This window comes from Brevundimonas sp. FV1ye4L (genome assembly GCF_058681255.1).
In genome coordinates, this window is record NZ_CM178734.1 from 1,013,531 (window position 1) to 1,028,030 (window position 14,500).

Consider the following 14,500-nt stretch of genomic DNA (forward strand, 5'->3'; position numbering starts at 1 on the left):
GACCCCGGCGCCGTCCCCGCCAGGCGACCGCACGGCCCCGGACGATTGCTGAACCGCCCGTCGTTTCGCGAGGACGGGGCCTGCATCATTCGCCATGGAGTTCTCGCATGTCTGTTCCGCCCCCGCTCGTGTCATCGTCCGCGATGTCGGGCCGACGATACGATCTGGACTGGATCCGTGTCGGCGCCTTCATGCTGCTGATCCTCTATCACGTCGGCATGTTCTATGTGCCCTGGGACTGGCACGTGAAGAGTCCGCGTCAGATCGAGGCGCTCGAGCCGATCATGATGATGACGGGCCCGTGGCGGCTGACCCTGCTGTTTCTGGTCTCGGGCTGTGCGACCCGGTTTCTGGCGGACGGCTTCGAGGCGCGCGGCAAAAGCGGATGGGCGCTGGCCGGATCGCGCACCCTGCGCCTGCTGCCGCCGCTCCTGTTCGGCATGTTCGTCATCGTACCGCCCCAGAGCTATTACGAGATCGTCGAGGCGGCCAAGGGCCTGGGGATCGCGGACCCCGCGCACGGACCGGTGCTCAAGGACTTCTGGGTGCGGTACGCCACCTCGACCGGCCACTGGTGCGACGCAGACGGCTGTCTGACCACGCCGACGTGGAACCACCTGTGGTTCATCGCCTATCTGCTGCCCTACAGCCTGCTGCTGGCGGCGATGATCGCCTTTCCGGCCGTCCGGCGCGCCCTTCAGGCGGCAGGGGATCGGGTCTTTCGGGGATGGGGGCTGGTGGTCTGGCCGGTCCTGTATCTGATCCTGATCCGCTGGTTCCTGGCCCCCCGGTTCGAGATCACCCATGCCTTGACCGACGACTGGTACAACCACGCCCTCAGCTTCGGGGCCTTCCTGTTCGGCTATCTGATCGCCCGGTCCGAGGAGGCGCGTCAGACCCTGATGCGGCTGCGTTGGCCCGCCCTGATCATCGCCCTGTGCAGCTGGGCGGCCTGGGCGACCTATGCCTGGGTCTATCGCGGCGACGTCAATCCGGCCGAGCCGCTCAGGCAGGCGATGCGGATCGTCTATGCCCTGGACCAGGCGGGCTTCATCGCCGCAATCCTGGGCTTCGGCGCACGATGGCTGAACCGGGGCGGCCCGGCCCTGCGCTATCTCTCGGTGGGCGTCTTCCCTTTCTATATCGTGCACCAGACCGTGACGGTCGTGGCGGCCTATAATCTGGCCACGCTCCGCCTGCCGTTGGGCGTGGAGGCCGGCCTGCTGATCCTGATCACCGCCCTGGGCTGCCTCTTCGCCTACGAGGTCGCGCGCCGGATCGGATGGCTGGGTCTGTTGCTGGGGGTGAAGCCGCAGAGGGCTGGGACCGCCCAGCGCGCCTAATTCCGTAGCAAAACCGCCGTCGGATCAGCGGCTTGAAAATGATTCAAGCCGCCGACCTATCACGTTCGCAAACGGCCTTATGATTTCGCCCCGGTCTTTGACATCGCGATCTGACATCCCCGCCGCAACCGCCTTGGACGCCGAGAATAGACGAAAATAGACTCCATTTTTTTAGAGTGGATTCCGTCTAATTCAGATCGTCATCACGATCCGGCCCTCGATCTGGCCGTCGCGCATCCGCTGGAAGATGCTGTTGATGTTCTCCAGCGGCTCGACCGAGACCGTGGCCTTGACCTTCTCGTCGGCGGCGAACTGAAGCGCCTCCTGAAGGTCCAGACGGGTTCCAACGATGGAGCCGCGCACCGTGGTCCCGTTCAGCACCATGTCGAAGATCGACAGGGGGAAGTCGCCGGGCGGCAGGCCGTTCAGGGCCACAGTGGCGCCCCGCGCCGTCATGTTGACCGCCTGTTCGAAGGCCTTGGGCGAGACGGCCGTGACCAGCACGCCCTGGGCGCCGCCGTCGGTCTGGGCCTTGATGTCGGCGGCGGGGTCGTTGGACGTCTTGGCGTTGACCGTCACGGTCGCGCCCAACCGTCGCGCCAGGTCCAGCTTGGCGTCGTCCACGTCCACGGCTGCGACATTCAGCCCCATGGCCTTGGCGTACTGGACCGCCACATGGCCCAGGCCGCCGATGCCCGAGATGACCACCCAGTCGCCCGGCTTGGTGTCGGTCATCTTCAGCCCCTTGTAGACCGTGACCCCGGCGCACAGGATCGGGGCGATGTCGGTGAAGCTGACATTGGCCGGCAGATGGCCGACGTAGTTCGGGTCGGCGATGGCGTATTCCGCAAAGCCGCCGTTGACCGAATATCCGGTGTTCTGCTGGTCGTGACACAGGGTCTCCCAGCCGCCCAGGCAGTGTTTGCAGTGGCCGCAGGCCGAGTACAGCCACGGCACCCCGACCCGGTCGCCCTCCTTGACCAGGGTGACCCCCGCCCCCACCGCCGAGACATAGCCGACGCCCTCGTGGCCTGGAATGAAGGGCGGGTTCGGCTTGACCGGCCAGTCGCCTTCGGCCGCGTGCAGATCGGTATGACAGACGCCTGAGGCCTCGATCTTGACCTGGATCTGGCCCGGACCCGGCTCGGGGACCGCCACCTCTTCGATGGTCAGCGGCTGACCGAACGCGCGCACGACAGCGGCCTTCATGGTTCTGGGCATGGAACATCCTCGTCGATTTGGGGGAACGGGCGGACCGGAAGCAGGACACCGGCCCGCCCGCCTGGGAGATGCTCTCCGGACAGACGGATCAGAGAGCAATGACAGGATGGCCGATCCTGGACCGGCCATCCTTGATGCAGATCAGAAGAAGCCCAGTTTGTCGGGGCTGTAGCTGACCAGCAGGTTCTTGGTCTGCTGATAATGGTCCAGCATCATCCGATGGTTCTCACGCCCGATGCCCGACTTCTTGTACCCGCCGAAGGCCGCATGCGCCGGGTACTGATGATAGCAGTTGGTCCACACCCGCCCGGCCTGGATGGTCCGCCCGGCGCGATAGGCGGTGTTCATGTCGCGCGACCACACCCCGGCGCCCAGGCCGTATTCGGTGTCGTTGGCGATCGCCATCGCCTCTTCGAAGGTCTTGAAAGTGGTCACGGCCAGAACGGGACCGAAGATCTCCTCCTGGAAGATTCGCATGTCGTTGGTGCCCTTGAACACGGTCGGCTTGACGTAATAGCCGCCGGCCAGATCGTCCTTCAGCTCCGCCTGATCGCCGCCGGTCAGAACCTGGGCGCCCTCGTCCTTGCCGATCTGCAGATAGCTCAGGATCTTCTTCAGCTGCTGCGCCGAGGCCTGGGCGCCGACCATGGTCGCCGGGTCCAGCGGATCGCCCTGGACGATGGCCTCGACCCGGGCGATGGCCTTCTCGATGAAGGCCTCATAGATGTCCTCGTGGATCAGGGCCCGGCTGGGGCAGGTGCAGACCTCGCCCTGGTTCAGGGCGAACATCGCAAACCCTTCCAGCGCCTTGTCCAGGAAGGCGTCGTCGGCGTCCATCACGTCCTTGAAGAAGATGTTCGGCGACTTGCCGCCCAGCTCCAGCGTCACCGGAATGATGTTCTGGGTCGCATACTCCATGATCTTCTGGCCCACGGCGGTCGAGCCCGTGAAGGCGATCTTGGCGATCCGCGGATTGGTGGCCAGGGGCTCGCCCACCTCGGCGCCCGTGCCCGACACGATGTTCAGCACGCCTGCCGGCAACAGGTCCTGGATCAGTTCGATCAGCAGCAGAATCGACGCCGGGGTCTGTTCCGCCGGCTTCATCACGATACAGTTGCCGGCCGCCAGGGCCGGCGCGATCTTCCACGTCGCCATCAGGATGGGGAAGTTCCACGGAATGATCTGACCGACCACGCCCAGCGGCTCATGGAAGTGGTAGGCGACCGTGTCGTGATCCAGTTCCGAGATCCCGCCTTCCTGGGCGCGGATACAGCCGGCAAAGTATCGGAAATGGTCGATCGCCAGGGGGATGTCGGCGGCGAGGGTCTCGCGCACCGGCTTGCCGTTGTCCCAGGTCTCGGCCTCGGCGACGGCTTGCAGGTTGGCCTCGATCCGGTCGGCGATCTTGTTCAGGATGACGGCGCGCTGGGCGACGCTGGTCTTGCCCCAGGCGTCCTTGGCGGCATGGGCGGCGTCCAGCGCCAACTCGACGTCGGCCGCGTCCGAGCGTGCGACTTCGCACAGGACGCGGCCGTTCACCGGGGAGGTGTTCTCGAAATAGCGGCCGTTGACCGGCAGCACCCACTGGCCGCCGATGAAATTGTCATAGCGCGCCTTGAACTTGGGGGTCACGGCGCGCGCAAATTCGGGTTTGGTCATAAAACACTCCTGGGTTCCCTCGGGCGTCGCTTACCGACGTCGTTGGGACCAGAAGCTCGCCCTCGACCGGGCAATTCGCCAGACGGGCCGCTCATGGTGCGGTGCAAACCTGTCGCAGACTTGCGACAGTCCGATCACTGAGCTTCGCCGGCCAGACCTAACCGGTGCAGCTTGCGGTGCAGGGTCGCGCGACTGATGCCCAGCGCCCGGGCCGCCGCCGAGACATTGCCCCCATTCAGGGCCAAGGCGCGGCGCACCGCGCCGCGTTCCGCTTCCAGCAGGTCCGTCTCGACGCAGCCTGCCCCGAGGACTTCCGACGCCGCCAATTGGGCCGCAATCCGCTCGTCAGTGATGGCCAGGGCCAGGCGTGCGGCCCGAGTGGCCCCAATCACCAGATCATCGCGATCGACCGCCAGCAGGGCCGCCGTATTCCGTTCGCCCGGATCCCCCGCCAGAACGATCCGCGCCTGAGCGAAGGCCTGACGGAAGGTCTGGGCCTCGATCGCCCGCGCCGCGTCCGCCACGGCCGCCGCGATGAGGCCCAGCACGCCCTCCGTGGCATCAGCCCGACAGGACGACACGTCAAGCAGACCGGCCAGACGCCCCAGATGATCATGGATCGGATGGCTGGTGCAGCTCAGTGCCGTGTTGCGCGTGTGGAAATGCTGGTCGCGGTGAATGGTCAGCGGCCGATGCTCGGCCAAGGCGGTGCCTATCCCGTTGGTCCCTTCGACCGCCTCGGACCATACAGCCCCCGGCCATAGGCCCCATCTATGAAACGTCTCATCATCCGCAGCCGCGCCCCGACGTTCCAGCGGCACCCCGTCGGCATTGGTCAGAAGGACACAGCACCCGGTGTCGCCGACGGCGAGGAACAGCCGATCCAGAACCGACTGCGCCGCCCGCGTCATCGGCTCCATGGCTTGGCGAGCCTCGCGGAGCTGGGCTTCCGTCAGAGTGTTGGGGCGGCCTCCATCTTCGGGGTCCAGGCCGTACAGCGATATGGACCGCCGCCAGGACGCGGCCAGGGCCGAACGCGCTGGCTCTGCGCCGTTGTCGAGCGCCTGTTTGATCAGGCTGCCGTGGTCGTTTCCAGGTCGCGCGCCCATGGTGTCTCCCAAGGCTTGTCCCGCTCAATCAGACGCCTACCGCACGACGAGGTCAAGCTGACGCGCCAGGACGCCGCGAAACCTTCCCTAAGGGTCGGTTTTCATTGCGATAAGGTGATCGGTTCAGCCTTGTTTTGAACCGAAACCCGGATCACCCTGCCTCTCAACGGGCCGGAAAACCGGCCCGAGCAAAGGGAACGACCATGAAGACCAAGATCATGTTGGCCGCCGCCGCCCTGGCGGCTGCGCTCGCCTCTCCCGCCCTGGCCGCGGATCCGACCGGCCTGTGGCAGACCCCGACCAACGGCGGCCAGGTGCGGATCGCCCGCTGCGGCCAGGCCCTGTGCGGGACTTTGATTACCTCGAACGCCATCCGTGCCGACGCCAATGTTCGCGACACGGAGAACCGCGATACTGCCCTGCGCAGCCGCACGCTGCGCAACCTGCCCATGCTGACCGGCTTCACCGGCGGGCCGACCGAATGGCGCAACGGGTCGGTCTATAACCCGGCAGACGGTCGCACCTATCGCGGCACCATCACCATGACTGGCGACAACAGCCTGAACCTGCGCGGCTGCGTGGTCGCCCCTCTGTGCAAGACCCAGACTTGGACCCGCGTCCAGTAGTCAGGCGTCAGACGAGATGAAGGCCCGGCCGGAGCGATCCGGCCGGGCCTTTTCATGCCTGGGTTTGGCCCGGCCTCAGCAGTTCAGCGCCGCACGCGCCGCCTCAGCGTAGCGGTGCCCAATGGCCGCTCCCTTTGGGAAGACGGCGTCGATGCGCGCTAGATCTTCCGGCGTCAGGACGACGTCCGCGGCGGCGGCGTTCTGCTCCAGCGTGGCGATCCGGCGGGTGCCGGGGATGGGCGCCAGATCCTCGCCCTGGGCCAGGACCCAGGCCAAGGCCAGTTGAGCCGCGGTGACGCCCTTGTCGGCGGCGATGGCTTTCACCGCCTCGACCAGATCCAGGTTCTTCTGGAAGTTCTCACCCATGAAGCGCGGATTGGTGCGGCGGAAGTCGTCGGCGGCCAGATCATCGACCGACTTGATGTCTCCCGACAGGAAGCCCCGCCCCAGGGGGCTATAGGGCACAAAGCCGATACCCAGCTCACGCGTGACCTTGAACAGCTCATCTTCCGGATCCCGCGTCCACAGCGAATACTCGGTCTGAAGCGCCGTGATCGGATGGGTCGCATGGGCCTTGCGCAGGGTCTCGGGCGCAGCCTCGGACAGGCCAAGGAACCGGACCTTTCCCTCCTGGACCAGTTCCGCCATCGCCCCGACCGTCTCTTCGATCGGCGTGTCGGGATCGACCCGGTGCAGATAATAGAGATCGACATGGTCGACACCGAGGCGCTGGAGGCTGCCCTCAATGGCGCGGCGCACATTGGCCGGGCTGCCGTCGACCAGCAGCTTGGAGCGGTCGGCGTTGTAGTTGATCCCGAACTTGGTGGCGATGAAGGCCTGCTCGCGCCGATCCTTCAGCGCCTCACCGACCAGAACCTCGTTGGTATGGGGGCCGTACATCTCGGCGGTGTCGAACAGGGTGATCCCCAGATCGAGCGCGCGGTGGATAACGGACATGGACTGGGCGTCGTCGCCGCCGCCGTAAAAGGCGCTCATGCCCATACAGCCCAGGCCAATGGCCGAGACTTCGGGACCGTTCGGACCCAGCTTGCGCGTCTTCATCTGCGCTCTCCTGTCGATGTGGGGGATCGGCGACGACGCCGACGGAGCTACAGATGGTCGTTGAAGCGGCGGGCCGCAAGCCCGGCCGCGTCAAACGATGGTACCGCCTCTCAGGCTTGAACTGAGGACCTCCGGTTCCACAAACCGGCGCTCTAACCAACTGAGCTAAGGCGGCCCGCGCATCGCGAGGCGCGTTCTCTACCGAGGCCTCTCCACCCAATCAAGCGCTGAGTGCAGATCCGGCAAACAAAAACGCCCCGGCAAGTGCCGGGGCGTTCGGTTGAGCTTATAGTAGAGCCCTACTGAAGGCGGAAGCGAACCGTAAAGCGCGCTGTCCCACCTTGGGCGACACCATCCACGGTGCTCGGCGAGAACCGGGCAGACCGCATAGATGACAAAGCCTCGCGTCCAAAACCGGCCCCAGAAGGGGTTTCGGAAACAATGCTGCAGTTCGTCGCTGAGCCATTGGGCTGAACCGTACAGGACAGAACAACCGTTCCCTCCTCGACGCCGCGCTCCTGAGCACGCTCAGGGAACTCGGGGCGAGGTTGACGCGCCCAGTTCACGTTCGTGATCACCGGAGGACGCGGCGGCGCCGGCGGAGCCGGAGGCGGCGGCGGTCCGGGGATGTTCACCGGCGGGCCCTTGTACTCGACGCGCTCTTCCTTCGGCGTCGGCGTGATGTTCACCGGCGGCGGAGGCATGACGTTCGGGACCGGGGCCGGGACGCGCACCTGGAGCTTCGGCGGCGGCGGCTGATCCGTCGGCGGAGGCGGCGGGGGCGGAGGCGGCGGAGGCGGCGGAACCGGCTCGACCAACTCGACCTCGACGGACTCGTCGACGTAGTTGAACTCCTTCAATTTGAACTTCGACTGCTGAAGGAAGAAGATCAGCAGGGCGAACAGGAGCGTAACGACCACAAGGCAGGCGATCAGCACAGGGTAAGAAACCCCCATGAAGCCTTTCTTCTTCGGTACGTCGTAACGACTGCGATGATATGCGACGTCTGTCATACTATCTCCGCGCTCTAGCTCGCAGCATGGTCTTCGCCGACCAGTGCAACGCTGTAGAAGCCGTTATCCTGCAAGGCGTTCATGACCTGCATGAAGTCGCCGTAGCGGGTGTTTTGGTCGCCCCGAATGAAGATCCGCTCATCCGCCGGGTTCCGGGCTCCGATCTGCTTTAGCAGATCGTCGCCCAGAGAGCCGACGTCGGTCTGGAAATCGCCCACGAAGACGTCGCCGTCGTTCTGGATCGAGATATAGACCGGCTTGGGCGGGTTCGGGGCCGCCTTGGCGACGGCGATGGGCAACTCGACTGGCACCGACACGGAGGCGAGCGGAGCCGCAACCATGAAGATGATCAGCAAGACCAGCATGATATCAACGAAAGGCGTGACGTTGATATCGCTGTTGGCCTCGACCTTGTTGCCGCCGCCGCCCGATTTAATCTTGGCGGCCATCCGTCTTACGCCCCCTTGTCGAGCTGACGCGAGATGCCGTTCAGCAGCTCGGCGGCGAAGCCGTCGGCGCGGGTGCCGTAGGCGGCGATGCGGGTGTTGAAGTAGTTATAGAAGACAACGGCCGGGATAGCGGCGAACAGGCCGATACCGGTCGCCAGCAGGGCTTCAGCGATACCCGGAGCAACGACGGCCAAGTTGGTCGTGTTGGATTGGGCGATGCCGATGAAGGAGTTCATGATCCCGTAAACGGTGCCGAACAGGCCGACGAACGGACCGATCGAACCGACCGAAGCCAGGAACTGCTGACCACCCGACAGGCGCAGGGCCAGACCGGATTGAACGGCGGTAACGGCGGCGGCAGCGCGGCCCAGGGCCGAGTCAAGGTGATCGCCCGTGACGGACAGACCGGCCTGACGCGACATCTCGACTTCTTCGGTCGCCGCAGCAGCCATGTCAGCCAGCGGGTTGCCGTCGAACTCTTCCTGGGTCGAAACAGCGCGCATGTCCGCGATGGTGCGGGCGCCGCGGAAGTTTTCGAGGAAGTTGTCGGTCTTGCGGTTCAGCGCGCCAAACTCGAACAGTTTGATGAGCAGCAGGGTCCAGGACAGGATCGAAGCCAGCAGCAGGCCGATCATGACGACCTTAACGATGACGGTCGCTTCCATGAACATGGAGATCGGCGTGATGTCGCCGCCGTGACCGCCGCCGACGGCCTCGTTCACGCTTTCGGGGTTCGCCGCGTCGGCGGCCGGAGCCATCGCCGTGGGGGCCGCCGCAGGTGCGGCCGCCGGGGTCGGCTCGGCCGGGGCCTGGGCCAGAACCGGCGAGCTCGCCATCAGCACGGCGGCGCCGGCCATGGCGAGAATGATGTTCGTCTTTTTGCTGTTCAGCATAATTCGCCAGTTCCTGCTTGGTCTGACTCGTGGAACCAAAGGTGCGGCCGTGTCAAAGGGCCGCCCCCCAACCTGAAATGTTTCCTTCAACGCCCAATGTCCCATCGGGATCAATCGGTCGCTGAATTCTTGAGTGGAGACGTGTCCGGTCGCCCGTACCGCCTCCGATGTTCGAACCGTTGGAGAACGCGCCTCCTGAGAATCCGTCTGACGCCTTTATGGGAGAGCGTCGCAACCCCTTTGACGAACCCTTACCGGAGCGTCAAGGGACAAGAGCGGGATTTCCCCTAAGGCACGAAGATCAGTCAGATCTTGCCGCCCCCGGGCTTCCCGTCGCCGAAACGCGACATTTCCGTGATGAATTTGAAGCAGTTGGCGCAAGCTTGTTCGAAAGCGCCATCCCACGCAGTTTTTTACTTCAGCGAAGGGAGTTCTCGGGTCATCCGTCCCCTCCCGCCCATCGCGGCGCCATGACGCAGGCAGCGACCTTCATAGGGTCGGTGCGGAAACAGAAGGCTGAGGCGGAATTCGCGGCCAAATAATAAATGGTGCCTGGAGGCGGGTTCGAACCACCGACACGCGGATTTTCAATCCGCTGCTCTACCAGCTGAGCTATCCAGGCGCCGACGCGGCGTCGCGAGAGGCGGGTCTATAGGCGAGGCTTTTCGGCCTGTCCAGCGTCGTTTCAGTCCTTTTCGCCATCATCTTCGGCGCCTTCGTCCAGCGCGGCCGGAATGGCGTAGGCGCCGGTGAACCAACGTTGGAGGTCGACCTCGGAACAGCGCCGCGAGCAGAAGGGCTTGTATTTGGGATCGGCCTCGGCCTTGCGGCATATGGGACAGGTGCTCATCGATCAGGTCCTTCGATACGGCCGCACCCGCGACGCACGGCGGCGTCGGCCCGTACCGAGGCACGCGGCCCCATCCGGGCGGCCAGGGGGCCGAGAATAGCCGCTTCCTCCGGCGCACAACGCGCGACGACGCTCGGAGACTGGGTGTCGGACAACAGCCGCCGACGTAGCGCACGCGCCAGCGCCAGGACATCAGTCTGTACCGACGGCCGACGGCCGCCCTCAAACAGTATTTCTTCTATAGGGGTCCGCCGCCAAGGCAGAGACATCTGCAACAGGCCGAATCGACTGATCGGGCCGAAGACGGCCTGAGGTTCCTGGGCGAAGGCCATGCGAGCGGCCTTGTCCCCGGCGGCCGCATCCTCTGCGCCGCCGACCAAGTCGATGACGATCAGACCGCCCCAGTTTCGCAACCCGATCAGCCGTGTGGCCTGGTTCAGGCCTTGGCGATTCGCCGCCGCTCGCGCCTGTCTCGGATCCCGGCCCATCCCGGCCGTGTAGTCGATGTCGACGGCGATCAGGGCGCGGGTGCGTTCAATGGCGAGGTCGATTCCGTGCGAGGCGAAAACATGGCTGGGCGCGAGGGCCTCTTCCTCCGCCTCAGCCACCGCGTCGATAGCCGCGAGACCCGTCGTCAGCCCCACGCCCTCGCCGAGGTCACGCATTTGGGCGGCGATGCTCGGCGCCGCTTCCAGCAACCGGGGCGCCCCCTCCCCCGGCCCGAGGCGACGCAGAACCGCCCCCTTGCCGGCGCGCGGCTCCGCGACGACCGCCGCCTCAAGCCGTTCGCCCTGGGTCAGGCGCTCATTACGATGAAAAGGCAGAAAGGCCGGAACGCCGGAGCCGAGATCGACGAAGGCGCCGCGCAGGCCCGGATTGATCTCGGTCACCCGACCGACGGATCGGGCCCCCAGACGATGCTGGAGCGGATCGCTGTCACGATGGATCAGCAGGTGGGTATAGCGGCCGTCGCGCATCACAGCGCCGCGGGTCTCGCCCGGCGCTTCGTCGAGGAAAACCTCGATTTCGCCGCTCATGCCCGCCAGCCGACGCCGTGCAGTAACTGAACCGCCTCGTAGAGCGGCAACCCCATCACCGAGGGATGGCTGCCGACGATTCGCTGGATGAAGGCCCCGGCCGGGCCTTGAATACCGTAACCGCCGGCCTTGCCGCGCCAGTCGCCCGTGGCGACATAGGCGGCTATCTCATGGTCCGACAGAGGTTTGAAGGTCACGCGCGTCTCGTTGACTCGCGAAGACAGCTTGCCGTCGCGCACCACCGCCACGCCGGTGAAGACCCGGTGATTGCGGCCGGACAGCAGTTTCAGGAACCGCGTCGCCTCGACTTCATCCGCCGCCTTCTCCAGCAAACGCCGCCCCACCGCGACGACCGTGTCGGCGGCGATCACCACGGCGTCCGGACGCCGGGCCGCAACAACCTGGACCTTGGACGTCGCCAGGCGTTCGGCGAGACGCGTGGGCGTCTCGCCCTTCAGCGGCGCCTCGTCGATGTCGGCGGGGTCGATATGATCGGGCTTGATCCCGACCTGCGCCAGCAATTCGATGCGGCGCGGGCTGGCCGAGGCCAGCACCAGCTCAGGCCGGCTCATACGAGCCGTCCCTTACTTGAAGCGATAGGTGATGCGACCCTTGGTCAGGTCGTAGGGGGTCATTTCCACCAGGACCTTGTCGCCGGCCAGCACGCGGATGCGGTTCTTGCGCATCTTGCCCGCCGTGTGGGCGATGATCTCGTGGTCGTTCTCAAGCGTCACGCGGAAGGTGGCGTTCGGCAGCAGTTCGCTGACGGTGCCGGGAAACTCGAGCAGTTCTTCCTTAGCCATGCGGCCTCTCGCGCCCGTTGAATATGCGTTCGACCCCACGCCGGGCGGGCGCGAGGGGCGGAATGGACGGGCCTAATGCCCGAAAACGCAGAGATAGTCGAGGTCAGCCGCGACGGTAGAGGGCGCAGAGCAGCGTAAACAGCCGTCGCGCGGTCTCGTGATCGACCACGATCTTGCCGTCCAGACGCGTCTTGAGCTGATCGGCGCCTTCATTGTGCAAGCCGCGACGGCCCATGTCGACCGATTCGATCTGGCTGGGAGACGAGCCGCGCAGGGCCTCGTAATAGCTGTCGCAGATCAAGAGATAGTCCTTCAGCACGCTCTTCAACGGCGTCAGGCTGATGGCGTAGGTGCGAGTGAAGCCCTCGCCGTCGATGTCGAACACCAGGCGATTGTCCTGAAGCGACAGCTTCAGCCGATACGGGCCTCCCTCGGCCCCCACGGGTTCGAAACTGTTCTTCTCGACCAGATCGAAAATCGCCACGCGACGCTCGTGCTCGATCTCGGCCGTCGCCGCCGGCAGAGTGACCGTATCCAGCTCGACCGAAACCAGCCTGTGGGGACCGCTCATGCCGCACTCCCTTCATCCAGTTCGGGGGCGTCCAGATGGGTCGGCGCCACCCGCGCCGGCCACCGCTCGGAGATGTCCGTGACCACAGCGTCCAGGCACTCGACGTCGATTCGCAGATCACCGCCGCCCGCGAACATCAGAATCACCCGTCCGCCCGGCGCCTCGGCCGGCAGGAAGTCCAGGGCCAGAAGTTCCAAAGAGGCGTCGGGACTGCGCGACAGACGGCGGCTCTTGACCGCCATCACGTCCCCGAATTGCATGGCGCACATCACCCGTGTGCCGCCACATTCCCAGCAGAAGCGGCTGAAGGCGATGGTCAGGGTGCGCGCCTGTTTCTCCCAGACGATGTCGACGGGCCTCAGGATTGCGTCCTGAAGGGCGGCGGAGATGATCTGCAGATCGTTGGCGTCCTCCGCCAGCAGGCGCAGCGGCTCGACCGGCGTGCTGGGAACAGGAGGGACGGCGTCGATCTCAGTGCTCATCACCCGTTCCCTTTATCCGACGAATATCGGCGCCGCACGCACCGAGCTTTTCTTCCAGACGCTCGAAACCGCGATCCAGATGATAGACGCGCCCGACGGTCGTCTCACCCTGCGCGGCCAGACCGGCGATGACCAGGCACATCGAAGCCCGCAGGTCGGTGGCCATCACCTGGGCGCCGTGCAGCATCTCAACCCCGTGAACCTGTGCCTCGCCCGCGTGGACCGAGATCTCGGCCCCCAGCCGCGCCAGCTCCGGCACATGCATGAACCGGTTTTCGAAAATGGTCTCGCGCACGGTGCTGACGCCGTCGGCGGTGGTCATCAGGGCCATGAACTGGGCCTGCAGATCTGTGGCGAAGCCGGGATAGATGGCGGTCTCGATATCGACCGCCTGCAGCCGGACCTTGGGGTCCCGCTTGATCAGGACGCCGTCGTCGGTCGGCGACACCTCGACCCCGGCCTCGATCATCTTGTCGGTCAGGGCGGCGATCAGCTCTGCCCGGGCCTTGGTCAGACGCACTTCGCCGCCCGCCATGGCGGCGGCGACGGCGTAGGAGCCCATTTCGATGCGGTCGGGAATCACCGACCAGGTCGTGCCACTCAGCGACGAGACCCCGGTGATGGTCAGGACGTCGGTGTCGATCCCATCGATCTTCGCCCCCATCGCCATCAGGCAGCGGGCCAGGTCGCCGATCTCAGGCTCGCGCGCGGCCCGGCGCAGAACAGTCGTCCCCTGGGCCAGCACGGCCGCCAGCAGGGCGTGTTCGGTGGCGCCGACGGAGACGAACGGAAACTCGATCTCGGCGCCCTTCAGGCCGGACGGCGCCTTGGCGGTGACATAGCCTTCTTCCAGCTCGATCTCGGCGCCGAGAGCCGTCAGGGCCTGAAGGTGCAGGTCCACCGGACGGGCGCCGATCGTGCAGCCGCCGGGCAACGACACCTTGGCCTCGCCGGTCCGGGCCAGCAGCGGCCCCAGCACATTGAACGAGGCCCGCATCTGCCGGACCAGATCATAGGGGGCGAAGGTGGAGCTGAGGGTCTGGGCGTGGAACAGGCTCTCCTGCCCGTCCGCACCGTCGCGTTCGGTCACCTCGACGCCGAACTGGCGCAGAAGCTGACCCAGGAACCGCGTGTCCGCCAAGCGCGGCATATTGGTCAGCAACAGGGGCTGATCCGTCAGGATCGAGGCGGCCATCAGCTTGATGGCGGAGTTCTTGGCGCCGCTGACGGGAATGTCCCCGAAAAGCTGGGCGCCGCCCTGAATGGCGATACTGTCCATGACGTCCTTGAAGCGCGCCCGAAGGAAACGCCTCGGGGGGGGGATGGTTCTCTAGCAAGCCGGAGCCCGCTTGCCAAAGGGCGGAGCGGGCGCGAGCCGATGA

The 14,500-nt window shown here is 65.6% G+C and carries 16 protein-coding genes and 2 tRNA genes; 2 read left to right on the top strand and 16 right to left on the bottom strand.

From position 1 onward, the window contains the following. Positions 1–107 precede the first annotated feature (107 nt). A complete protein-coding gene (locus ACW17X_RS04795; protein WP_492099906.1) occupies positions 108–1,343 on the top strand; it encodes an acyltransferase family protein in 1,236 nt (411 codons plus the stop codon). A gap of 192 nt (positions 1,344–1,535) precedes the next feature. Here ACW17X_RS04795 and adhP read toward each other — a convergent pair whose 3' ends face one another. The 3 genes from adhP to ACW17X_RS04810 all read right to left on the bottom strand — a co-directional run bounded on the left by adhP (position 1,536) and on the right by ACW17X_RS04810 (position 5,332). Further along, positions 1,536–2,564 (bottom strand): alcohol dehydrogenase AdhP, encoded by a 1,029-nt coding sequence (gene adhP / locus ACW17X_RS04800; protein ID WP_492099907.1) that lies wholly within the window; start codon positions 2,562–2,564, stop codon positions 1,536–1,538. A gap of 141 nt (positions 2,565–2,705) precedes the next feature. Beyond that, positions 2,706–4,223, bottom strand: a complete 1,518-nt coding sequence (exaC, locus tag ACW17X_RS04805) for an acetaldehyde dehydrogenase ExaC (protein ID WP_492099908.1) — start codon at positions 4,221–4,223, stop codon at positions 2,706–2,708. A gap of 134 nt (positions 4,224–4,357) precedes the next feature. Then, positions 4,358–5,332, bottom strand: a complete 975-nt coding sequence (locus ACW17X_RS04810) for a GAF domain-containing protein (RefSeq protein WP_492099909.1) — start codon at positions 5,330–5,332, stop codon at positions 4,358–4,360. Positions 5,333–5,535: 203 nt separating this feature from the next. On the opposite strand from ACW17X_RS04810, the gene ACW17X_RS04815 reads away from it, so the two are divergent. Beyond that, on the top strand, positions 5,536–5,958 hold the full coding sequence (locus ACW17X_RS04815; RefSeq protein WP_492099910.1) for a DUF2147 domain-containing protein: 423 nt from the start codon (positions 5,536–5,538) through the stop codon (positions 5,956–5,958). Positions 5,959–6,033: 75 nt separating this feature from the next. Here ACW17X_RS04815 and ACW17X_RS04820 read toward each other — a convergent pair whose 3' ends face one another. The 13 genes from ACW17X_RS04820 to murA all read right to left on the bottom strand — a co-directional run bounded on the left by ACW17X_RS04820 (position 6,034) and on the right by murA (position 14,397). Then, positions 6,034–7,020, bottom strand: coding sequence for an aldo/keto reductase (locus tag ACW17X_RS04820; protein WP_492099911.1), 987 nt, complete (start codon positions 7,018–7,020; stop codon positions 6,034–6,036). Positions 7,021–7,118: 98 nt separating this feature from the next. Then, positions 7,119–7,195: transfer RNA gene (locus ACW17X_RS04825), tRNA-His, on the bottom strand. A gap of 124 nt (positions 7,196–7,319) precedes the next feature. Further along, positions 7,320–8,033, bottom strand: a complete 714-nt coding sequence (locus ACW17X_RS04830; protein ID WP_492099912.1) for an energy transducer TonB — start codon at positions 8,031–8,033, stop codon at positions 7,320–7,322. 14 nt (positions 8,034–8,047) lie between these two features. Beyond that, positions 8,048–8,482, bottom strand: coding sequence for a biopolymer transporter ExbD (locus tag ACW17X_RS04835; protein WP_492099914.1), 435 nt, complete (start codon positions 8,480–8,482; stop codon positions 8,048–8,050). Positions 8,483–8,487: 5 nt separating this feature from the next. Next, the gene (locus ACW17X_RS04840; RefSeq protein ID WP_492099915.1) at positions 8,488–9,375 is read right to left on the bottom strand and encodes a MotA/TolQ/ExbB proton channel family protein; all 888 of its coding nucleotides are present in this window, start codon (positions 9,373–9,375) and stop codon (positions 8,488–8,490) included. Between the two features lie 546 nt (positions 9,376–9,921). Next, a tRNA-Phe gene (locus tag ACW17X_RS04845) sits at positions 9,922–9,997 on the bottom strand. Positions 9,998–10,060: 63 nt separating this feature from the next. Next, complete coding sequence (locus ACW17X_RS04850; RefSeq protein WP_492099917.1) at positions 10,061–10,225, bottom strand: DNA gyrase inhibitor YacG; 165 nt, start codon at positions 10,223–10,225, stop codon at positions 10,061–10,063. Further along, positions 10,222–11,262 carry a ribonuclease E/G gene (locus tag ACW17X_RS04855; protein ID WP_492099918.1) on the bottom strand — a complete coding sequence of 347 codons (1,041 nt, stop codon included), beginning with the start codon at positions 11,260–11,262 and terminating at the stop codon, positions 10,222–10,224. The genes ACW17X_RS04850 and ACW17X_RS04855 overlap by 4 nt, the downstream gene beginning before the upstream one ends. Continuing rightward, the gene (locus tag ACW17X_RS04860; protein ID WP_492099919.1) at positions 11,259–11,834 is read right to left on the bottom strand and encodes a Maf family protein; all 576 of its coding nucleotides are present in this window, start codon (positions 11,832–11,834) and stop codon (positions 11,259–11,261) included. Before ACW17X_RS04860 ends, ACW17X_RS04855 begins: the two co-directional genes overlap by 4 nt. Positions 11,835–11,846: 12 nt before the next feature. Continuing rightward, entirely contained in the window at positions 11,847–12,065 is a 219-nt protein-coding gene (gene infA, locus ACW17X_RS04865; RefSeq protein WP_008261544.1) for a translation initiation factor IF-1, read from the bottom strand. 103 nt (positions 12,066–12,168) lie between these two features. Next, the gene (locus ACW17X_RS04870) at positions 12,169–12,636 is read right to left on the bottom strand and encodes a UPF0262 family protein (protein WP_492099920.1); all 468 of its coding nucleotides are present in this window, start codon (positions 12,634–12,636) and stop codon (positions 12,169–12,171) included. Further along, a complete protein-coding gene (locus ACW17X_RS04875; protein WP_492099921.1) occupies positions 12,633–13,118 on the bottom strand; it encodes a DUF2948 family protein in 486 nt (161 codons plus the stop codon). Before ACW17X_RS04875 ends, ACW17X_RS04870 begins: the two co-directional genes overlap by 4 nt. Continuing rightward, positions 13,108–14,397: a UDP-N-acetylglucosamine 1-carboxyvinyltransferase gene (gene murA / locus ACW17X_RS04880; RefSeq protein ID WP_492099923.1), complete on the bottom strand. Its 1,290-nt coding sequence runs from the start codon at positions 14,395–14,397 to the stop codon at positions 13,108–13,110. Before murA ends, ACW17X_RS04875 begins: the two co-directional genes overlap by 11 nt. Positions 14,398–14,500 lie beyond the last annotated feature (103 nt).